The following is a 21,985-nucleotide window of genomic DNA, read 5'->3' on the forward strand; positions in this document are numbered from 1 at the left end:
TCCAGAAGAGATTCCTTTAAGAGGTTTCTTAAAATGTCCTAAATGCAGCAGGAACCTGACAGCAAGTGCTTCAAAAGGTAGGAACCAATATTATCATTATTACCACTGTACATCAAAATGTGGTGTGAGGTTTAAGGCCAAGGATGTAAATACCTCTTTCAGAAAATTCCTATCGAAATACAAGCCCAAAAAGGGTATGATAGACTTATTCGAAATGGTCTTTAATCAAGCTTTTTTAAGCGAAAATAAAATTGACCTGAGCGAAAAAAGAAAGCTGAAATCAGCCATAGAAAAGCTGGAACAAAAGATTTCCAAAATCAGGGATTTGTACATTGATGAAAAACTGGATATTGAGGATTATCGAATGGTAAAAAGAAGTTGTGAAGAGGAGATAGAGCGCTTGGAAGCCAAAGGGACAAAAATCGAATCAATCATTACCCAAGATATTCCAGAAAAAGTCAAAAAGGCCCTTGAAATGGCTGAGAGTCTTGATCTACTTTTTGATACTGCTGATTTGGGAATTAGAAGAAAGATAATTGATTCGATCTTCCCCGAAAACATCGTTTTTTACGGTAAGCAACATCGAACCGCTCGGGTAAAAGGATTCTTTCTAGCTATTTATCAGATTAACAGTATGATAGTCTATAAAAAAATAAGTCCAAAGTCGAAAAAATCAACTTTGGACCGAGTTGTTGACCCACTAGGGCTCGAACCTAGACTCTTCTGAACCAAAATCAGACGTGTTGCCAGTTACACCATGGGTCAGTATTTTGTGTGTTTAAGACCTCGTTTGCCTTAATTGTGGTACAAATGTAGGGGCTTTTTTCTTTAATGCAAACCCCCTTTAAAACTTTTTTGAAGACTTTTTTGTAAGTCCCTTGATTTCAGTTGAAAAACTTTTCAAAGGACTTACAAAGCCTTTATGCTTATTGATGCGAGGTGACCCAGTTTTTGGCATTGACAAATGCCTCAACCCATGGACTGATTTCCTCATCTTTTCTGTTTGAAGGATAGCTTGGCCAGTTCCAAGGGAACAAGGCACGCTCGATGTGCGGCATGATGGCCAAATGCCTTCCATCCTGAGAAGCCAAACCAGCTACTGCATAGTCAGAGCCATTTGGATTTCCTGGATAGGCTTCATAGCTATAAGTCATGCCTATATTATATGCTTCTTTTTCCTTAGGCAAAGAGAACTTACCTTCACCATGGGCTACCCACACACCTAATCTTTGCCCAGCAAGAGAGCCAAACATTACCGTGTTATTTTCAGGGATATCTACATTCACAAAAGATGATTCGAATTTATGGCTTTCATTGTGCAGCATTTTAGGCTTCACATCATGCTGACGGTTGATCAGTCCTAGTTCAACCATTAGCTGACAACCATTACAAACTCCTAGGCTTAAGGTGTCAGGGCGTGCATAGAAGTTGTCCAATGCAGTCTTGGCTTTTTCGTTATAAAGGAAGGCTCCAGCCCATCCCTTGGCTGAACCAAGAACATCGGAATTGGAGAATCCACCTACAAAGACGATCATATTGACATCTTCAAGGTTTTCCCTGCCTGAGATCAAATCTGTCATATGAACATCCTTGACATCAAATCCTGCTAACCATAATGAGTAAGCCATTTCACGGTCTCCATTTACCCCTTTTTCACGGATAATGGCTGCCTTTGTGCCTGTGGATCCTTTTCTATATGGATTAAGCTTAAAGGCATCAAATGAGCCTTCCCAGTCTTTAGCAAAAGAGAAGGAGAGAGCTTGGTTTTTATAATTGTCAAAGCGATCTTTTGCCAATTTGGCTCCACTTTGTTTTTGGTCTAATAAGAAGGAAGATTTGAACCAAGTATCTCTGTGTTCAGCTACATCCAAGCTTAGTTGAACACCTTCCAACTCAACCTTGCCGTCAAGAGTAACAGTGGCAATGTCCTTAAAGGTGATTCCAGCTGCCTCAAGTTCCTGTGCTACCTTCGCATGGTCTTTAACTTGAAGAACCACTCCTGGGTTTTCACTGAATAGTGCTTTTACCAAGTCTTTTTCTTCCAATTGGTCTGGCTGAACTTTCAATCCACATTTTAAAGTAGGGAAAGCCATTTCCAATAGCACGGTAATCAAACCGCCTGAAGAGATATCATGTCCTGCGAGGATATCACCTTTTTCAATCAATTGCTGAACCGCTGCAAAAGCTTTAGCAAAATAGGTGCTGTCTTTTACAGTAGGAGGGGTGTTGCCCACCTTATTGACTACTTGGGCAAAGCTACTTCCACCCAATTGGGCTGTGTCTTTGGAGAAGTCAATATAGATCAACTTAGTACCTTCCACAGGTTTTAAATCAGGTGTAACTGTTTTGCGAATGTCAGTACATTCTCCAACACTGGAGATGATCACAGTACCTGGAGAGTATACCGTCTTGCCATCAGGATATTTCTGCGTCATGGAAAGGGAATCCTTGCCAGTTGGGATATTAATGCCCAAGTCGATGGCAAAATCACTTACTGCCTCAACAGCTCTATAAAGACGGTCATTTTCGCCTTCATTTTTGGCCGGCCACATCCAGTTGGCACTTAAGGAAACTCCACTCAATCCATCCTCGATTGGGGCCCATATTAAATTGGTCAATGCCTCGGCAATAGCCAATTTGGAACCGGCTTCAGGATTGGCTAGTGCGGCCACTGGGGCATGCCCAATAGAAGTGGCAATACCTTTGGTTCCTGTATAGTCCATGGCCATGACAGCCACGTTGTTTAATGGAACTTGAATTTCTCCAGTAGTTTGCTGAGTAGCCACTCGGCCTGTTACAGATCTGTCGACCTTATTGGTCAGCCAGTCTTTACAGGCAACCGCTTCCAATTGGAGTACTTCTTTGATGTATTTTCCAAGCTCGGCATTTTGATAAACCGGCTCAGAGAAATTGCTTTGGCTTTTCTTATCAGTAAGAATGGTCTTTGGAGAGCTGCCAAACATGTGGGATAAATTCCAATCCACAGGCTTCTCACCAGTTTTCATATTTTCAAACTTGAAGTGCATGTCTCCTGTGGTCTCACCAACCACATAGAATGGAGCACGTTCACGTTCTGAGATTTTCTGTAAGGTGTCTACATCCTTTTCGCCAATCACCAAGCCCATTCTTTCTTGGGATTCATTTCCAATGATTTCCTTGGCAGACAGAGTAGGGTCACCTACAGGTAATTTGTCTATATCAATGGTTCCCCCAGTTTCTTCTACCAATTCAGAAAGACAATTAAGGTGACCACCAGCGCCATGATCGTGAATGGAGATAATAGGGTTGTGGTCATTTTCTGCCATGGCACGGATGACATTGGCTACCCTTTTTTGCATTTCTGGGTTAGAACGCTGGATGGCATTCAATTCGATGGAATTGCTGAATTCTCCGGTATTTACGGATGATACAGCACTACCCCCCATTCCGATGCGGTAGTTGTCACCACCCATGATGACTACTTTATTGCCTTTTACCGGGGTGTTTTTGAGGCTATAATTCTCTCTGGTAAATCCAATACCACCTGCCAACATGATCACCTTGTCAAAGCCATATTGTTTGTCGGCTTCTTCATGTTCGAAGGTAAGCACACTACCAGAGATTAAAGGTTGGCCAAATTTGTTTCCAAAATCACTGGCTCCATTGGAAGCTTTGATCAGGATATCCATTGGTGTTTGGTATAGCCAATTTCTTTCTTTAAGGTCTTTTTCCCAGCTTCTACCAGCTTCACTTCTGGAGTAAGAAGTCATATATACGGCAGTTCCTGCCAATGGGATCGAGGCAGTTCCACCTGCCAGTCTATCCCTGATTTCTCCACCAGAACCTGTAGCGGCGCCATTGAAAGGCTCAACAGTAGTTGGGAAATTATGTGTTTCTGCTTTTAATGATAATACCGTGTCAATGGTTTCAGGCTGGAAGAAGTCTGCCTTGTCCTGTGATTTTGGAGCAAACTGTTGTGCTTTAGGTCCTTTGACAAAGGCTACATTGTCCTTATAAGCCGAAACGATTTTATTTGGATGCTTAACGGAAGTCTTTTTGATCAATTGGAAAAGGGTGTTTTCTTTTTCCTCTCCATCTATAATAAAGGTGCCGTTGAAGATTTTATGTCTACAGTGCTCAGAGTTTACTTGGCTGAAGCCAAATACCTCACTGTCTGTTAAAGGTCTGTTCAAGCTCTTGCTTACCCCTTCCAAGTATTCGATTTCCTCCTCACTAAGCGCAAGCCCTTCTTTCTCATTATAGGATTTAATATCGGTAATGGATATTACTTCCTGAGGTTGAAGGTCAATCGTGAAGATGTGCTGATCAAGGCCGTCATAACTGGCTTGTAGCATTGGGTCTATGCTGCTGTTTTCTCCCTGAAGGGTGAATTCTTCAATTCTAATGATACCTGGGATGCCCATATTGGCAGCAATTTCTACTGCATTGGTAGACCAAGGGGTGATCATTTCTTTTCTGGGGCCTGCATATTTGCCTTCCACTTTTTCCTGGCTTAGCTGATGGGCTTCTCCAAATAGCCAGGAGAGCTTTTCAAGGTCAGCAGGAGCAACAGGTTGGTTGGCTTCTAAAGCGTAGATGGTATTCTTTTGTGAGGATTGGAAAAAGAGAATCATGTCCGTGTTTATTGGATGACCATAAATTAAGGAGCAAAGGTACACAAATGCTCGAAAAGAATAAATTAAATTTTATTTGGGAATGGTTTTTTTATGCTTTGTGAAATAATTAGCTGTTGGGAACTTGCTAATAAGCAAAAAGTGCAGACTAATTAATTGATTTGGATATTTAGCTTGTTTGGTTTTGGGATGGTCTGTGGTGTTGGGTTTTGTGGGGTGATTACCGTAATCAGATTTCAATAAGTTATATGGTGTAGGGGGCTTAAGGGGTTGAATCATGTATGAATAAATCAATTTGTATCCGATCTGTGTGTAATATCAAAAAAATAACATTAAATAATTATAGTTTGGAGGCTGCTTTTTTAATTTTGTTTTAGTATTCGGGAAATAGTGAGTGGAATAGGTTAAGATGATTAATGTTCTTTGAATTTCATGATCGGTTTTGAACAAGTTCTGTTCGGTAACAATACAATTGAAATTGAGTTTTAATATTAACTTGGTGAAAATCAGGGGTTAATTAATTGTTGTAGGGTTTTTGTGAAAAAAATGAAGTCAAATAAAATAAAACTCTGGAAACTTTGATATTCCTTAAAGTTTCCAGAGTTTTGCATGGAACAATAAAAAAGCCAGTTTGACTTGGAGACTAGAGATAAAATACTTGATGTAGCAAACGAACAATTTACTCAATTGGGGGTAAGGTATGTGACGATGGATGATATTGCCAGAGCTGCAGGTGTATCTAAAAAGACCATATATCAGGAATTTGATGATAAAGGCCGCTTGGTATATGAATCCTTCAAAAGAAGTATGGATAATGATCAGGCCTTTTTTGAGGCCCTTCACAGTGAGGTGAGTTGTCCTATTGAGCATTTTGTTCTGATATCGAAGTATATCAGGTCAAGATTTGCCAAAATCAACCCCTTGGTATTTAGTGAAATACAGCGGTATTATCCAGAGTCTTGGAAACTGTTTCAGGACTTTAGGAATAATTGCGCAGTTAGAACCATCACAGAGGTGATCAATAGTGGTAAGGAAAAGGGATATTTTAGAAGTGAGATCAATGCAGATATACTGGCATTGATAAGGATGGATCAAATTTCGGGCATTTTTGATCCGAGCAGATTTTCTCCTTCAGAATATAATATTTTAGACATACAAATGACGGTAATGGACCATTTTATCCATGGCATACTTACCGATAAAGGACGAGAACTATTTTACAAAATCAATAATCAGGACTAATTCATGCGTTTAATAACAAGATTTCCCCTTTTTGGCGTCTTTTTTATCTGTCTGATGGCAGGTAGCGTATCGGCTCAGGAAGTGTTGGAGTTAACTTTAGAAGAAAGCGTTCAGTACGCTTTGGAAAACAACCCCGATGCCAAGAATGCTTTGCTGGAAACTTATGCTTCAAAAGCATCGGTTGGAGAGCAGGTGGCTCAGGGATTGCCCCAGGTCAATGGTGGTTTTGATTTTACCAAGAACATTGCGGTTCCAACCATGTTTGTTCCGAATGAAGGACCTTTTGCAGATCCTGACAACCCCTCAGATGTATTGCCGATCACACTGGGAGTAAATTACCAGAGTGGGCTATCAGTAACGGTCAGTCAGATGATTTTTGACGGGTCTTATTTTGTGGGACTGAAGGCTGCGCGTACTTACAGACAGCTCAGCGAGTTTGATAAAGAAAAGACAGAAAATGACGTCATCGAAAATGTAAAAAAGGCCTTTTTTACGGTATTGGTCAATAAGGAACGACAGCAACTTGCTCAAGCAAACTTGGCGAGGATCGATACGCTTCTACAAGAGACTACTGCATTGTACGAGGAAGGTTTTGCCGAAAAGATAGAGGTTTCTCGGGTAAAGGTTCAGTACAATAATATCAGTACCGAGGTAGATAAGATCAATGCAGCTACTGAGATCAGTAAGCAGCTTTTGAAAATCCAGATGGGGCTTCCCCTTGAATATGAGATCAGGATGGAGGAAAGTTTGAGGGATTTGAACCAGCCCCAGCAGATCCAGGACTTATTGGATAATAATGGATATCGAAGGGTGGAAATGGACCAGCTGAAGACCAACTGGGAATTGGTCAAACTTGACCTTAAAAATAATCATGTACAATACTTACCCAGCCTGAATGCCAACTTTACTTACCAGAGGAACGGTGCAGGGCAGCAGTTTAATACCCTATGGGATAAAGAGAACTGGTTTACAGGGGCTTTTATAGGCCTTTCATTGAATGTGCCAATTTTTGATGGTTTGGCCAAAGCCAAGCGGATCCAGCAAAACCGCATCCAGCTGCAGCAGATCGAAAATCAGATGGTTATGCTTGATGATAATATCGAAGTGGAGCGTTTTCAGGCAAGGACCAATTTAAGGAATAACCTGAAAACACTGGAAGTCCAAAGAGAAAATATGGAGTTGGCCAGTGAAGTATATAATATCAGCCGGATCAAATACTCAGAGGGTGTAGGATCAAACCTTGAGGTCGTGGAAGCAGACTCTCAACTTGTGGAGGCTGAAATCAATTATTACAGTGCATTATATGACGCCTTGATCTCAAAGGTAGATCTTGAAAAAGCATTGGGAATTTTAAGATGAAAAAATACTATTACCTAAATAAAGATATGAAGACCTTTTCCAAATTATTACTGTCAGCATCGACTTTACTTGCTTTTTCCTGTGGCGAACAGGAGATGGATCTTGCTGAAAAAAAAGAACATCTAGCAGAATTAAAGACAGCTTACCAAGATCTAAAGGGTGAAATTAAAAACCTGGAGCAGGAAATAGCTGAGGAAGATACTGCTTTTGCAATGAGTAATAGAAAATCCATTTTGGTAACGACTACGCGCTCTCAGAATGAAGATTTTGAGCATTTCGTAGAGGTAACCGGTTCAGTCCTTTCCAAGAAAAATGTGAATATCAGTGCAGAGGTTTCCGGAAGAATCGAGGAAATTCCTGTGAGTGAAGGGATGAGGGTTAGTAAAGGTGAGGTATTGATGGTCGTGGATGGCGAGTCCATAGAAAACAGTATCGATGAGCTTGAAAAACAATTGGAGTTGGCGACAATTTTATATGAAAAGCAAAAGCGTCTTTGGGATAAGGAAATAGGTACAGAGGTACAATTCCTGGAAAGTAAAAACAGGAAGGAGACCTTGGAGAAAAACTTAAAGTCCCTCAAGACGCAAAAAAGCAAAGCAACCATTACCGCCCCATATACTGGGACGGTGGAGTCATTGATGGTGCGCTTGGGAGAATTGGTTCAGCCCGGTATGCCTTTGATCAACTTTGTAGGAGAAAGTGACCTTTATATAGAAGGTGAAATTTCAGAAGCCTATGTAGGCGTATTGGATAAAGGTGATTCCGTTGATGTTTATTTTCCTTCTTTGGACAGGGAATTTGAGAGCAAGGTGACTGCAATCGGTGCTATCATTAATCCTAATAACAGGACTTTCAAGGTGGAAGTGAACCTTCCAAAAGCAGATCATGTAAAACCAAATATGGTGGCTGTGCTTAAAATTAAAGATTATGAAAGCAAGGCCACAGTGACCGTTCCGACGAATCTTATCCAGCGTGATAATAAAGGTGAATTTGTATATGTGGTTAACCAAGGAGAGGCGGACAAAAAGTACATTGAGAAGGGTAAGTCCTTTGGAAAGAAAACAGAGGTTAAAGAAGGGCTTTCAGGTGGCGAGGCTTTAGTAGATAAAGGCTTCAGAGAAGTATCAGTAGGTTCTAAATTGGAAATTGTTGAAGAATAATTATGTCAGATCAACAAGGAAATAAAAAGAAAGTAACCAGGGAATTTGGTCTGTCCTCCCTTTCGGTAGATAATAAGACCAGTGTGATCATCCTTGCCCTGATCATTACGTTTATGGGCTTGAATGCCTATACTACGATGCCAAAGGAAAGTTATCCTGAGATCGTTATCCCCACTGTGTATGTGGGGACCAGTTATCCTGGGAACTCTCCGGTGGATATGGAGAACTTGATCACGAGGCCCATAGAGAAAGAACTAAAGTCTCTCAAGGATGTCAAAAAGATCAATTCCACTTCAATTCAGGATTATTCTACCATTATCATAGAATTTAATCCCAATGTGGATATCTCCAGGGCACTTCAGGATGTAAAGGATGCGGTAGATAAATCGAAAAGTGAATTGCCCACAGACCTGGATCAAGATCCTAATATTTTCGAGATGGATTTTTCGGAAATGCCTATCATGTTTGTGAACCTTTCAGGGAATTATTCCCAAGAAGAACTGAAAAAGTATGGGGAGTACCTGGAAGATGAAATAGAAGGCTTACCGGAAATCTCCAAAGCGGATTTAACCGGGACCATTGAGAGAGAAATCAGGGTAGATGCTGACCTCTATAAGATGGAGGCGATGAAGGTGAGCTTTAGTGATATCTCAGATGCCATTTCTTCTGAAAACGTGACGATTTCGGGAGGGAATATCCTGAGTGGTGATTTTAGAAGGGCACTAAGGATTACAGGAGAGTTCTCGGACCCTATGGAACTGAATAATATTATCGTCAAAAGTGAAGGTGGTAATATTGTTTACCTCAAGGATGTTGCGAATATCCGCGATACCTATAAAGAGAGAGAGAGTTATGCCAGGGCATCAAAACTTCCAGTAGTAACCATTAATGTGGTGAAAAGAGGAGGGGAAAATCTTTTGGATGCCAGTGATAAGATCAAGGAAATTATCGAAGAGGCCAAGGCCAATCGTTTTCCTTCAGACTTGAAAGTCAGTATTACCAATGACCAATCCAAGTTTACCAGAAGTATGGTTTCCAATTTGGAAAACAGTATCATTTCAGGTGTGATTTTGGTGATTACTGTTTTGATGTTCTTCCTAGGCTTTAGAAATGCACTATTTGTGGGGGTTGCGATTCCTCTATCTATGTTCATTTCATTTATGATATTAAATGCCTTTGGGGTGACACTGAACATGATGGTATTGTTCTCCATGATCCTAGCATTGGGTATGTTGGTGGATAATGGTATCGTGGTCGTGGAGAATATCTATAGGTTGATGCAGGAAGGAAAGTCTCCGATTGTAGCAGCGAAGGAAGGTGTTGGAGAGGTAGCTTGGCCAATTATTACTTCTACTGCAACAACGGTAGCAGCCTTTATTCCATTGGCATTTTGGCAAGGTATCATGGGTGAGTTCATGAAGTATTTGCCTATTACTTTGATCATTGTCTTGTCTTCCTCATTATTTGTAGGCTTGGTGATCAATCCTGTGGTGACCTCTATGTTTATGAAAATTCAGGATTTGGATAGGGTTAAGCCCAAAAGAAGGTCTTTTGCTATTGCAGGGATTTTCTTGACCATTGCTGTGATATGTTATTTGGCAGGAATATTCGTGGTGGCGAATATCTTGCTGTTAGCTACTATCATTACTTTGATGAATGCTTTATTTATGAAAAAGGCTATCAAGTGGTTCCAGACTGATTTCTTGGTGAAGCTAGAAGAGCTGTATGAAGGGACGCTTAAGTATGCTCTGGATGGTAAAAAGCCATATCTTTTCTTCTTTGGGATGTTTGGGGTATTGATATTTTCTTTAGTCTTACTTAAGATCAGAGCGCCACAGGTAGAGTTTTTCCCTAGCAGTGACCCTAATTATGTTAATATTTTTATTGAATATCCTATTGGTACTGATATAGAGGCGACCAATAGTTTCAGTAAGAAGGTAGAGGATGAGGTCTTGGACTTGATTGAACCTCATAAGGATATCGTGGAGGCTTTTATTGCTCAGGTAGGAGAAGGTACCAGTGATCCATCTGAAGGTCCAAGTATGGGGGTAACGCCTCATAAGGCCATGTTGACGGTCAGCTTTGTGGAATTCCAATATAGAAATGGCAAAAATACTTCGGATATCATGCAGGATTTGCGTGAGGCGATGGCCAAGTACCCTGGGGTTCAGATTACCGTGGATAAGGAACAAAACGGTCCTCCTGTAGGTAAACCAATTAATATTGAGGTGAGTGGTGAAAACTATGAAAGCCTTGTCAGTGAGGTAGAAAAGATTCGTTCCTTTATCAATGCATCTGGTATAAGAGGTATCGAAGAACTTAAGATGGATTTGGAGACAGGTAAGCCTGAGTTGATCGTCAATATAGATAGAGAGAAGGCAAGAAGGTTTGGCCTATCCACTTATACCATTGCGAATGAGTTGCGTACCGCTTTGTTTGGCTTGGAGGTTTCCAAGTATAAAGAAGGGGAGGATGATTATCCGATTGAGTTGAGATTGTCAGATGAATTTCGCTATGATGTAGACGCCTTGATCAATAAGAAAATCTACTTTATGGATAAGTTTGGTAATAAAAAACAAATCCCTATCACCTCAGTGGCCAATTTGGAATACAGTTCTACCTATGGTTCCGTGAAGCGTAAGGATTTGGACAAAGTGATTACCATTTATTCCAATGTTGAGGAGGGATATAATGCCAATGAAATCAACCAAAGCATTAGGACCTTATTGGCAGATTATGAATTGCCTGATGATATTGATATTAAGTTTACAGGTGAGCAGGAAGAGCAAGCAAAATCGATGGCCTTTTTGATGAATGCCATGATCATTGCCGTTGCAGCAATATTCCTGATTATCGTAGCACAGTTTAACTCATTGATGACACCATTTATCATTATGTGTTCTGTGTTATTAAGTACCATTGGGGTATTCTTGGGTCTGTCCATTTTCAATATGGATTTCGTAGTGATCATGACAGGTATCGGGATTATTTCCCTAGCTGGGGTAGTGGTGAACAATGCCATTGTATTGATTGATTATACCAATTTGGTTAGGAAGAGAAAGAGGGCTGAATTGCAGTTGGGACCGGATGAACATTTACCGTATTCAGATGTGGTGGGAAGTATTGTAGAAGGGGGTAAGACTCGTTTGAGACCGGTGCTATTAACGGCCATTACGACCATTCTGGGCTTGATTCCAATGGCGATAGGGATGAATATTAATTTCTTTACATTGCTGTCTTCATTCGATCCGCAGTTTTATGTAGGAGGGGATAATGCAGATTTTTGGGGTCCGATGGCATGGACTGTGATATTTGGGTTAACCTTTGCTACCTTTTTAACGTTAGTAATAGTACCTGTCATGTATTTATTGGCAGATAAGATCAATATAGCTATTCGCAAAAAATAGTTTATGTAGATTTATTTAAAGGTTGGTGGTTTTTTAAGTGTTAAAACCTCTGGGGCGTTGTCCCAGAGGTTTTTATTTTTTACCTATGGCGCATGACTTTGAGTCATGTCGGATCAAGCGTAAAAGTTGGGGACTGGAAAATGGCATCTTTTATCAAAAAGTTTGGTATCAGATTAGAGAAAAGAGCCAAGAATCAAGACAAAGGCTTGACAAAGCAAAGGTACGGAATGTTGTGCCAAGGGCTGTGCCCAGATACACCGAAAACTTGAGGCTGAGCCTCAAGTGGTATTGGGTTTACAATAGGAAGATGAAGAAGAAATTGCAAATCAATATAAGTCTTCCTTTGTGTCACTCTTAACACTCGTTGAATAAAAACAAATAACTATTCCCCAGAAATATTGCTTGATCCATAATTAAATCCTCGATAAAGAAAATAATTAATCTTCGAGTTTTTTGTACTTCACCGAACAACCTTCAATACATACACGGGTCTTGGGGTTTAAGATCATATAATCCTTTTCAAAAATCACGGTATAGGTGAAAGGATTAATTTGATTTTCACCGAGATCTTCACAGGCATAGGTGAAGGTAAGTTCATCGGCAGCTAAAGTATAGGAGCCAGAATTGCAGGTGAAAGCCTCTGTTGCAGAAAAGCTGCCATCATTTTTAAAGGATATTCTATGTCCATTTTCTATTTCCTCAGTAACCGGTGGGCCCCCATAGCTATAAGTTCGTTCAACCGCTTCCCAAGTTCCGGGCAGCCCCTGAGGATTTTTCTGATATGAACTTTCTCCCCCAATAATATTACAGCTGGAGAAAATGAGTGTTAGCAGAATAAAGTATATAAGTTTCATGATTGTTTTAGTTAAAAAGTTTGAAGTAAGTTTTATTCTAGACGAAAAGAAAGCTTATAACGATACAATAATCTTAGTTTAATCAAAAGGGATAAAAGAGAAAGGCCGGATTAGATATGAAAATATATCAATGTTTGGCTATCCAATTTGTAGGAGGAAAAGTTGACTTCTTTCCTGGATGGGGATAAAAATGTTTGAAGGAAAGAGATGAAAAGAGGCTGCCTCAAATTTTTTTGAGATTCTTCCTGTCGTCAGAATGAGAGAATAAATAGATAAATGAGACAGCCCCTTAATTTTATTGTATTTCTTCAGTCGAATTTTCGATCATGAAAGTATTGTTTTCCCGGTTGATGTCTGCCATCCTTTGGCTCGGGTCAATTTCTATACTTTTTATATCGTTAATATCTTTTTCTAGGATCACTTCTGTTGTGATATTGGTCCAAGGCCACCGCTGGGTTTTAATCCTTTTTGGCATTCCATTTTCCTCTGGTTTGTTGCCTCTTTGGATAACCAACGGCAGATAAACCATTTCCTTAGATCCATCCTGATAGGTGATCACCAAATCGACTGGCATTGGCATTAAGCCATTTCTTTGCAGTGTGATGTGGGTATTTTTATCACCATCTTCAACAGATTTGACGGCATAATCAATGGATTTTGTACTGTTTACCCAGTATTCCTTATACCAGTCCAGTTCCAGGCCACTTTGTTTTTCCATCACTCGAATGACATCGTTGGTTTTTGGATGTTTGAATTTCCAGTCATTAAAATAGGTCAACATGCCCTTGTCCCGGTTTTCCTCACCGATGATATAACCCAATTGGGCCAGGAATACAGCCCCTTTGGAATAAGCAGCAGATCCGTAGGCGTAATTGCTGTGGTAATGATCCGAATGGGTAGTCATTGGTTCTTCTTTACCAGATTTGGCCAATCTTTCATAGCCAGCATAAGATCCTCTTTGAGGGAATTCAGAAGGAGTTTCAGAAAAAATATTAGCCATGGTTTTATTGGTAGCGAAAGTGGTAAATCCTTCGTCCATCCATGGGTAAAGTGCTTCATTTGATCCTAGGACTCCTTGGAACCAACTGTGAGCCATTTCATGGACCATTACCCCCACCAAACTAGGCAAGGTTCTTTCACCAGTGATCAAGGTAGACATAGGGTATTCCATGCCGCCATCACCACCTTGGATTACCGAGTATTGCTTATAAGGATACTGTCCAAAATGTTCGCTGAGGTATTCCATGGCCTTTGGTGTGTATTCTTTTAGCTTTTCCCAGTTATTGGCTGTTTTGCTGTTTTTGATATAGAGATGGTGGATGGTGATTCCATTGTCCATTTCAATCTTATCGTGGGTGTATTTGGGGTCTGCAGCCCACATAAAGTCATGAACCATGGGAGCTTTAAAATGCCAGGTTAAGTTTTTACCTCTAGACTGCTTGACCTTTTGCCCTTCACTTTCATAGCCATGTCCTATTTCTTCGGGGTTTTGAAGGTAGCCTGTTCCTCCGAGGATATAGGATTTGTCAATGGTGATTTTTACATCAAAATCACCCCATATTCCATAAAATTCCCTGCCAATATAAGGGTTGGCATGCCAGCCTTGATCATCGTAATTGGCCATTTTGGGATACCATTGTGACATAGAATAACGAACACCTTCTTTATTGTCCCTGCCTGCTCTTCTGATTTGCAAAGGCACTTGTCCTTCAAAATCCATTTCAAAATTTACCGTTGTATTTGGAAGGATAGGTTCCTTAAGTTCTACTTCTAGGATGGTGCCTACATGTTCGAAATCCAGCTTTTTGCCATTCATTTTTAAGGAATGGACCTTGAGGTAGCCGATTTCGTCGGGAGTTAGTTTTGAAATTCTGTCTTTTACCCTGCCATCAGGATCTTCAATGGTTCTAGACCTGATGTCCATCATGGAGTTAGGCTGAAATGCGTTATAATAAAGATGGTAAAAAACTTTATAGAGTGTATCTGGGGAATTATTGGTATAGGCCAGTAGCTGTTCCCCTTCGTACTGGTTTTTTTCGACGTCCATTTCGACGTCCATTTCATATTTTACGGCTTGTTGCCATCTGGTGGTTTGCGCATTTACCTTTAGAAGGGAAAGGCAGCAACTACCCACCAAAGCAGTTAACAAAAATAATCTCATAGTTATAAATTTTCTCAAAAGTAAAATAAAAACTAAAAAAGACCTAAACCGCTTATCAAAGGTTTAAGATTGGGAGTATGTTGAACTGAAATAGCGCTTATTCTGACTTTTCGCCAATGTTTGGGTTGATGAGGGGGACCTTACTAAAGGTCGCTTTAATGGGGTAGTGGTCTGAATAATCCACTTCCTGTAGCGTATTAAACTGTAAGGGGGTAAGTGATTTGGAATAAAAGATATTATCTATTCTAAGAAAAAACAGAACCCTGTTGAAGGTAAAGCCAAAGCCTCTGCCTACTGACTCAAAGGAGTTTTCTAAAATTGACCTAAGGGTGAAATAGGTATAGCTGTATGGTACATCATTAAAATCTCCCATTAATATAACCGGGTAAGGGCTAAGGCTGATATGCTCTCTCAGGACATCTACTTGACTGGCTCTGCTGACCATTCCTTTATTGAGGCGTCTCCATGTCTCTTTATAATTTTCCTTAATACCATCTATATTATCCAGTTGATCAGCGGGTATACTCATTGATTCCAAATGGACATTATAAACCCTAATGGTGTCCTTGTCTACTTTGAGGTCCACAAACATGGCCCCGTTGTTTTTTTTGTTTTCGAATATTTTACCCTCATTGATGATGGGATATTTGGAAAAGATGGCCAGCCCATAAAATCTTTTCCCAGTTCTTCCTCCCACAGTTTGGGTAGAATAGTGATATTTTCCCTCATTGCTGATCATTTTTATGGCATTTCTGGCAGGAGTGGTATGATCCTGGAAGAATTCTTGAAAGCCCATGACATCAACATCCTGCTCTCTGATCCAGTTATATATATTTGAGGGGGCTTTCGGGTCATTTGCTTTGTACTTTTCATAAGTAAACATATGCGTATTATAACTCATGACCGTGAGTCCAACACTGGCGTCGTGTTTTTCATTCATCTGAAAAGTAATGCCAAAGAATTTCCAGCCCAGTAGGATGGCTATGAGCGGAAAGATGAATGTTTTTCTCTTACCAATGACCAAAATGATAAGTAGAACAATGTTTAGCAACAGTAATAATGGAATCAATACCGGTACAAGTCCTGCATAGGGCAATACTTCTGGCGAAATATTGACACAGAAGAAGAGTATGATAGATACTGAAAAAAACAGAAATACCAGATATCGCATAGTCTAGAGACACTTAAATGTTAGCGAAAATAGGGGATGATTAAGTGAATAACAAACATTTGAACGCATGGATAAGCAATTTTGGTGCAAGTTTTTTCAGTATAGCCCAAATTGATCTCAGTTTATATTGTTGTCCCGATGAAGTTTTATTGATGAGTAATAGGGTGTTAATTAGGGATGCAAAATGAATTCTTTTTGGTATTGGGTTAAGAATTTCAAAAAATGTTTAAATTCGTTTAAAATCAACGATAACTCATATTATGAAAAAGTCTAATACTTTATTTTTAACGCTGTTTGCATTGATTAGTGTCTTTTTGGTCAGTTGTGGAGCAAAGGAGGATAGTAAAGAGTCGAATGGTATGGGAGATATGGAGGAGATGGCAATGGAAGAGGAAGAAAGGGCAAGTCCTTTGAAAAAAGATGAGGGCATGATAGGGGATAAAAAGGTAAGTATACAATATGGAGCCCCATCTGTCAAGGGACGAGTGATTTGGGGAGATTTGGAAGCATATGGAGAAGTGTGGAGGACTGGAGCAAATGAAGCTACTTATATAGAACTTCCGGAAGATGTAGTCGTGCAGGGGCAGCCATTGGCAGCAGGAAAATATTCTTTATTTACCATACCTGAAAAAGAAGGAGATTGGACGGTGATTTTCAATTCAGAGTGGAATTTAGAACATGGTCATTATCAATATAAGGAAGAGAAAGACGTGTTGCGCGTTCAAGTAAGTCCACAATGGCTTGAAGAAAATCAGGAGCAACTGAAAATCACCGTTGAAGAACCTGGCTTGGTGATCAGGTGGGAAAAGCTTTTATTGCCAATAGAGATTAAATGAGAAATTAAATCATCAAGAGAAAGCCTTAAGTCATGGACTTAGGGCTTTTTTAATGTTTTAATATTTCAACTTTATAGGTTGATTTGATGGAAAACTGTCAAAAAGAAGTTTATATTAGAATTGTTTGTGTATATACATAGGAAAGTGTATTATTCATAAAAAACAATCATAGGGTAAGGATCAACTCGAACCTCAATTAGTGCTACAAACTATGAAATACTTCGGCTTTTTAATTGTATTTATTTTTACTTTGATCTTGGCTGTAGGTCTTTCCGTGAAGCTTGGTCCTGTACCACCTTTGGGCTATCTATTGGATCCGTATCATGGATTTTGGCAAAATTCCTATAGTGAGGATGAGGATATTGAAAAGTCGGTAAAAATCAGCGGGCTAAAGGCAGCGGTAAGCATCAACTATGATGAAAATCTTATCCCACATATTTTTGCCCAAAATGAGCATGACCTGATGATGGCCCAGGGGTATGTTACTGCAAGGCACAGATTATGGCAAATGGAGTTTCAAACTAGGGCGGCAGCTGGTCGTATTTCAGAAATTGTGGGGCCAGTGGCTTTAGAATTTGATCGTATGCAAAGAAGAAAGGGGCTGGGCTATGCGGCTGAAGCAGGCTTGGAATATATAAAAGCCAATGATCCAGAGACTTTATCACTAATTGAAGCTTATGCCTCCGGAGTGAACCAGTATATCAATCAAATGGATTTGGGGGAATTGCCTGTAGAATATAAGATTTTAGACTACCGTCCGGAGGCTTGGACACCATATAAAACGGTCCTTTTGTTAAAATATATGGCCGATATGTTAGTAGGGGACAAGGATATAGAATTTAGCAATCTCCGTAAAGCATTAGGTGAAGCTGGGATGGATAAGCTTTTTCCCGATTATCCGGAAGATAATGATCCGGTAATTGAGATGAATAAAAAGTGGGATTTCACTCCTTTAGAAGTGCTTAAACCTGAAGGTTTGGCCTATCCTGATTTTTCCATATTACATGATCCAATACCTGATCCAGAACCAGGTGTCGGGTCTAATAATTGGGCCGTGTCTGGAACAAAGACACAAAGTGGAAATCCCATCTTGGCCAATGATCCACATTTGGGATTGAACCTGCCCAGCCTTTGGTTTGCGCTTCAATTGAGTACGCCAGAATTCAAAGTCAAAGGGGCTTCATTACCCGGGGCATTAGGGATAATCAGTGGGTTTAATGAAGATATAGCATGGGGAGTGACCAATGCTACCAGGGATGTAAGAGATTGGTATTCCATAGAATTTAAGGATGAACATAGGCTTGAATACCGCTATAATGATCAGTGGATTCAGAGTACCCATCGAATAGAGGAGATTGCCGTACAGGGAGATTCTGCCTTTGTGGATACAGTGGTTTATACCCATTATGGTCCGGTAGTGTACGACCATAGTTTTATGCCCAATAAGCAAAAGGTTAATTTTGCTCTTAAATGGACTGCTCTGGATGGATCGAATGAACAAAAAACTTTTTTGGGATTGAATAGAGCGAAAAACCACGGGGACTTTATTGCAGCCCTGAACAGTTTTACTTCTCCAGCGCAGAACTTTGTCTTTGCTAGTAGAGAGGGAGATATTGCTATGAAGGTACAGGGGAAATTCCCCCTTAAATGGCCAGAACAGGGCAAATACCTTATGGATGGTAATGATGCCCGGTTTGAATGGAGCGGATACATTCCAAATGAACAAAATCCGGCGACATTAAATCCAGTGAGGGGCTTTGTAAGCTCTGCCAACCAATATTCAGTAGGTCCCGATTATCCTTATTATGTGTTTGACAACAGTTTTGAGGAATATAGAAACAGAAGGATAAATTCCAGATTAATGGAAATGGAAAACATCACGGTGGAGGATATGAAGGAGTTGCAGTTTGATGATTATAATTTGCATGCGGCGGAGGTGCTTCCTGTAATGCTCAATTATTTGACAGCAGATAGCAGTCAGGTATTTGAAAGCCCTGCAAAAGCGTTGATAGATACTTTGTCTCAATGGGATTTTTATGCAGATCCACAGAAAACGGCACCAGTGATATTTGATTTATGGTGGGGTAAGTTGAGGAGCAGTGTATGGCAGAAATTATCGAAAATTAATGGGGATATCGTGTTACCCGATAATTACCGAACAGCCAAATTTTTGATAGAAGCTCCCAATGATACCATTTTTGATATTGGGGCTACAAGAGACAGGATTGAAACGGCCAGTGACCATATTGAAAGTACTTTTTATGAGGCAGTGGATGAATGGGGTGCATTGATTGAAAAGGAAGAGGATTTAAATTGGTATCGCTATAAAGGGACTAGCATATTGCATTTAGTTCCGAATTTTTCAGCTTTTAGTCGCAAAAATATTGAAACAGGAGGAGGGAAAAGCATCATAAATGCCACCAGCAGTAGGCATGGTGCCAGTTGGAGAATGGTAGTGGAGTTAGGGGATGAAGTGAAGGCTTTTGGTGTATATCCTGGAGGACAGTCAGGTAATCCTGGTAGCAAATTTTATGATAATATGATCCCGATTTGGGCAGAAGGAAAGTATCTTGATTTTGGATTAAGGAATGAAGATCAAACTGGAGGTTTATTGTTTTCTACTAAAATGACCCCTAAATAATAATAAGATGAAGTTTGTAATATATGTAATTGCCTATGCATTGATTACCATGATTTTGGGCCACTTTTTAGGTTATTGGCTTATGATGGTGGTATGGGCCATATTGGGAGCCGTTATTGGAGGAGATGGAACACTTAAGTTTTTTTCGGCCGCATTGGGTGTAGGTTTGGCCTGGTTTGGACAAAGTGTTTGGATTAGCCTTAACACCGGATCACCTTTGCCTGAAATGATGGGTGAAATCATGCAGCTGGGAGGAAGAGGGGTGGTAATGGCTTTGACAGGTTTGATTGGTTTTGTGATTGGAGGGTTTAGCGCCTTGACTGGTAATAGTTTTAGAAAGTTGTTTGAAAAAAAGAAGCCTTATTATTTTCGATAAGGAGCGTTTATAATTGGCGGGGTGATTTGATAGTGTGGTGATTATAAGGTGTGTATGTGTCTTACCGGTTGTTGAAGGAATCAACATTAAGGCATTAAGGAGTTAAGACCATTAAGTTTTGATCTTAAAATTTGAACCATTAAGGCATTATGGGGGGAAGGTAATTAAGGATTGATCGGAAAAAGATTAAGTCATTAGGGGGATAAGGTCATTTAGTATTCGATTATAAAAAAAGAGAACCATTAAGGCATTAAGGAGTTAAGACCATTAAGTTTTGATCTTAAAATTTGAACCATTAAGGCATTATGGGGGGAAGGTCATTTAGTTTTTGATTGTAATATTTGAATCATAAAGGAGTTAAGGATATTAAGTGTTTTTGTTTCTATTTATTCGAGGAAAGGATGCCTGTTTTGACGATGCAGTTCTTTGTGGTAAGTAAACCATTAAGGTTGTTCAGTTATTGATTGTTAAAAAGAGAACCATTAAGGTATGAAGGGATTAAGGATATTAAGCTTTTAATCGGGAAAACCGATAAGGCCATTGAGTTTTATTTATTTAAGGTTGTTTCTGTTTTTGGATTTTGAAAAAAGCTATGAAATTACTTCCAAGAATTTTCTTGGTACATTGACCATCACCGTTTGATGGATACTAGGGACACGGATAATAAAGTAATCTTGGTTGCCTTTTTGGATGCATTCTCCTTCAAAACCTTGTAATGGGCCACCTAGGATTTTGACTTTTTCTCCTTCTTGGATTTCTGAGCTGTCCACTTCTACAGCTACGCCAGTATTTACAATTCTTTTGATGGCTTCAATTTCATCTTCTCGCACTCGGGCATGGGTCCCTGAAAAGTTGACAAATTTCACTGCTCCCTGAACCTGAAGGGCTTCCCAGAGCCTATTATGTTCGATCTTTACAAAAATATAGCCATTGAAAAGCGGACGCTGTACCTTCTTTTTCCGGTCACTCCATTGTCTGACTTCCTCTATGATAGGTAGGTATACTTCAATATTGTTTTCTTCTAGCCTCTTTGCTACTTTTTTTTCAGCCCTTGGGGCCGTATACATCACAAACCAGTTCCTTTCTGAATTCATATCTCCGTATTTTGAAAAGGCAAAAGTACATAATATTAGGTTGTTTTGGAAAGATTTTTTAGGTCCTTTATTGACTTATAATTGGTATTCAATTTCTTAAAGTTCTAGGGGAATAGTTGTTTAGGGAGGCTTGTGCTTTAGCGGGAATTAATTTGCACAATTAGCAGGCTTTGCGGCTAAAGCGCTCAACTAAGTTGTTCCTGGCCCCGGGATGAACCCGGGGTTAATAATATTTAGCCCCTTCAGGGCTGTTTTAATGGTTTAATAGGGAAGTTGCAAGGATGGAATTGATGGTTTTAGAGTAAATTAATTTAAAGAGGGCTTTGTACAGATGGAGTGAATGAAACTTCAATTTAATATATGCTATAAAAGGATTTTATGCCTCAATTGAGGGTAAAGCTTTCCGATATTATAAGGGGTTAAGATAGGGACTATTCAAGGGAGGCTTGTGCTTTAGCGGGAATTAATTTGCACAATTGGCAGGCTTTGCGGCTAAAGCGCTCAATTATGGTGTTCTTTGCCCCGGGATGAACCCGGGGTTAATAATATTTAGCCCCTTCAGGGCTGTTTAAAGGTTTAATAGGGAAGTCGCAAGGATGGAATTGATGGTTTTAAAGTGAATTAATTTAAAGAGGGCATTGTACACATGGAGTGAATGAAACTTCAATTTAATATATGCAATAGAAGGATTTTATGCCTCAATTGAGAGTAAAGCTTTCCGATATTATAAGGGCTTAAGATAGGGACTATTCAGGGAGGCTTGTGCTTTAGCGGGAATTAATTTGCACAATTGGCAGGCTTTGCGGCTAAAGCGCTCAACTAAGTTGTTCCTGGCCCCGGGATGAACCCGGGGTTAATAATATTTAGCCCCTTCAGGGCTGTTTTAATGGTTTAATAGGGAAGTTGCAAGGATGGAATTGATGGTTTTAGAGTAAATTAATTTAAAGAGGGCTTTGTACAGATGGAGTGAATGAAACTTCAATTTAATATATGCTATAAAAGGATTTTATGCCTCAATTGAGGGTAAAGCTTTCCGATATTATAAGGGGTTAAGATAGGGACTATTCAAGG

Annotated in this window: 13 protein-coding genes and 1 tRNA gene; 8 read left to right on the forward strand and 6 right to left on the reverse strand. The window is 39.8% G+C overall.

The window, feature by feature from the left end; all coding sequences use genetic code 11:
- Positions 1-727 (forward strand): zinc ribbon domain-containing protein (locus H7U17_RS20390; protein ID WP_222439259.1); only part of this gene is annotated, 727 nt, incomplete at its 5' end.
- Here H7U17_RS20390 and H7U17_RS20395 read toward each other — a convergent pair.
- Together H7U17_RS20395 and purL are read right to left on the reverse strand one after the other, a co-directional pair.
- Positions 693-765: transfer RNA gene (locus tag H7U17_RS20395), tRNA-Gln, on the reverse strand. The two genes, H7U17_RS20390 and H7U17_RS20395, sit on opposite strands and share 35 nt — an antisense overlap.
- A gap of 161 nt (positions 766-926) precedes the next feature.
- A complete protein-coding gene (purL, locus tag H7U17_RS20400; RefSeq protein WP_186758747.1) occupies positions 927-4,613 on the reverse strand; it encodes a phosphoribosylformylglycinamidine synthase in 3,687 nt (1,228 codons plus the stop codon).
- A gap of 636 nt (positions 4,614-5,249) precedes the next feature.
- Between purL and H7U17_RS20405 the strand changes: the two genes are divergently transcribed.
- The 4 genes from H7U17_RS20405 to H7U17_RS20420 are packed head-to-tail and all read left to right on the forward strand — an operon-like array spanning position 5,250 to position 11,781.
- Positions 5,250-5,855, forward strand: coding sequence for a TetR/AcrR family transcriptional regulator (locus tag H7U17_RS20405; RefSeq protein ID WP_186758748.1), 606 nt, complete (start codon positions 5,250-5,252; stop codon positions 5,853-5,855).
- Between the two features lie 3 nt (positions 5,856-5,858).
- Complete coding sequence (locus H7U17_RS20410; RefSeq protein WP_186758749.1) at positions 5,859-7,214, forward strand: TolC family protein; 1,356 nt, start codon at positions 5,859-5,861, stop codon at positions 7,212-7,214.
- Entirely contained in the window at positions 7,211-8,374 is a 1,164-nt protein-coding gene (locus H7U17_RS20415) for an efflux RND transporter periplasmic adaptor subunit (protein WP_230981521.1), read from the forward strand. Before H7U17_RS20410 ends, H7U17_RS20415 begins: the two co-directional genes overlap by 4 nt.
- A gap of 2 nt (positions 8,375-8,376) precedes the next feature.
- On the forward strand, positions 8,377-11,781 hold the full coding sequence (locus H7U17_RS20420) for an efflux RND transporter permease subunit (RefSeq protein ID WP_186758750.1): 3,405 nt from the start codon (positions 8,377-8,379) through the stop codon (positions 11,779-11,781).
- Between the two features lie 437 nt (positions 11,782-12,218).
- On the opposite strand, the gene H7U17_RS20425 is transcribed toward H7U17_RS20420, so the two are convergent.
- The 3 genes from H7U17_RS20425 to H7U17_RS20435 all read right to left on the reverse strand — a co-directional run bounded on the left by H7U17_RS20425 (position 12,219) and on the right by H7U17_RS20435 (position 15,967).
- Positions 12,219-12,635 carry a lipocalin family protein gene (locus H7U17_RS20425; RefSeq protein WP_186758751.1) on the reverse strand — a complete coding sequence of 139 codons (417 nt, stop codon included), beginning with the start codon at positions 12,633-12,635 and terminating at the stop codon, positions 12,219-12,221.
- A 295-nt stretch (positions 12,636-12,930) separates the two neighbouring features.
- A complete protein-coding gene (locus H7U17_RS20430; protein ID WP_394353731.1) occupies positions 12,931-14,694 on the reverse strand; it encodes a M1 family metallopeptidase in 1,764 nt (587 codons plus the stop codon).
- A gap of 199 nt (positions 14,695-14,893) precedes the next feature.
- The gene (locus H7U17_RS20435; RefSeq protein WP_186758753.1) at positions 14,894-15,967 is read right to left on the reverse strand and encodes an endonuclease/exonuclease/phosphatase family protein; all 1,074 of its coding nucleotides are present in this window, start codon (positions 15,965-15,967) and stop codon (positions 14,894-14,896) included.
- 260 nt (positions 15,968-16,227) lie between these two features.
- Here H7U17_RS20435 and H7U17_RS20440 point away from each other — a divergent pair, with 260 nt between their 5' ends.
- The 3 genes from H7U17_RS20440 (at position 16,228) to H7U17_RS20450 (ending at position 19,820) form a co-directional block, all read left to right on the forward strand.
- Positions 16,228-16,803, forward strand: a complete 576-nt coding sequence (locus H7U17_RS20440) for a DUF2911 domain-containing protein (protein WP_186758754.1) — start codon at positions 16,228-16,230, stop codon at positions 16,801-16,803.
- 211 nt (positions 16,804-17,014) lie between these two features.
- Positions 17,015-19,444 (forward strand): penicillin acylase family protein, encoded by a 2,430-nt coding sequence (locus H7U17_RS20445; RefSeq protein WP_186758755.1) that lies wholly within the window; start codon positions 17,015-17,017, stop codon positions 19,442-19,444.
- Positions 19,445-19,451: 7 nt separating this feature from the next.
- Entirely contained in the window at positions 19,452-19,820 is a 369-nt protein-coding gene (locus H7U17_RS20450; RefSeq protein WP_186758756.1) for a hypothetical protein, read from the forward strand.
- Positions 19,821-20,410: 590 nt separating this feature from the next.
- Here the strand turns inward: H7U17_RS20450 and H7U17_RS20455 are convergent.
- Complete coding sequence (locus H7U17_RS20455) at positions 20,411-20,914, reverse strand: UpxY family transcription antiterminator (RefSeq protein ID WP_186758757.1); 504 nt, start codon at positions 20,912-20,914, stop codon at positions 20,411-20,413.
- Between the last annotated feature and the right edge of the window lie 1,071 nt (positions 20,915-21,985).

It is taken from the genome of Echinicola salinicaeni, from assembly GCF_014280965.1.
GTDB classification, from domain to species: domain Bacteria; phylum Bacteroidota; class Bacteroidia; order Cytophagales; family Cyclobacteriaceae; genus Echinicola; species Echinicola salinicaeni.

Coding starts and splice junctions, on each gene's coding strand:
- purL (WP_186758747.1), bottom strand. CDS start 4,613: ATGATTCTCTTTTTCCAATCCTCACAAAAGAATACCATCTACGCTTTA.
- H7U17_RS20410 (WP_186758749.1), top strand. CDS start 5,859: ATGCGTTTAATAACAAGATTTCCCCTTTTTGGCGTCTTTTTTATCTGT.
- H7U17_RS20415 (WP_230981521.1), top strand. CDS start 7,211: ATGAAAAAATACTATTACCTAAATAAAGATATGAAGACCTTTTCCAAA.
- H7U17_RS20420 (WP_186758750.1), top strand. CDS start 8,377: ATGTCAGATCAACAAGGAAATAAAAAGAAAGTAACCAGGGAATTTGGT.
- H7U17_RS20425 (WP_186758751.1), bottom strand. CDS start 12,635: ATGAAACTTATATACTTTATTCTGCTAACACTCATTTTCTCCAGCTGT.
- H7U17_RS20430 (WP_394353731.1), bottom strand. CDS start 14,694: ATGGACGTCGAAATGGACGTCGAAAAAAACCAGTACGAAGGGGAACAG.
- H7U17_RS20435 (WP_186758753.1), bottom strand. CDS start 15,967: ATGCGATATCTGGTATTTCTGTTTTTTTCAGTATCTATCATACTCTTC.
- H7U17_RS20440 (WP_186758754.1), top strand. CDS start 16,228: ATGAAAAAGTCTAATACTTTATTTTTAACGCTGTTTGCATTGATTAGT.
- H7U17_RS20445 (WP_186758755.1), top strand. CDS start 17,015: ATGAAATACTTCGGCTTTTTAATTGTATTTATTTTTACTTTGATCTTG.
- H7U17_RS20450 (WP_186758756.1), top strand. CDS start 19,452: ATGAAGTTTGTAATATATGTAATTGCCTATGCATTGATTACCATGATT.
- H7U17_RS20455 (WP_186758757.1), bottom strand. CDS start 20,914: ATGAATTCAGAAAGGAACTGGTTTGTGATGTATACGGCCCCAAGGGCT.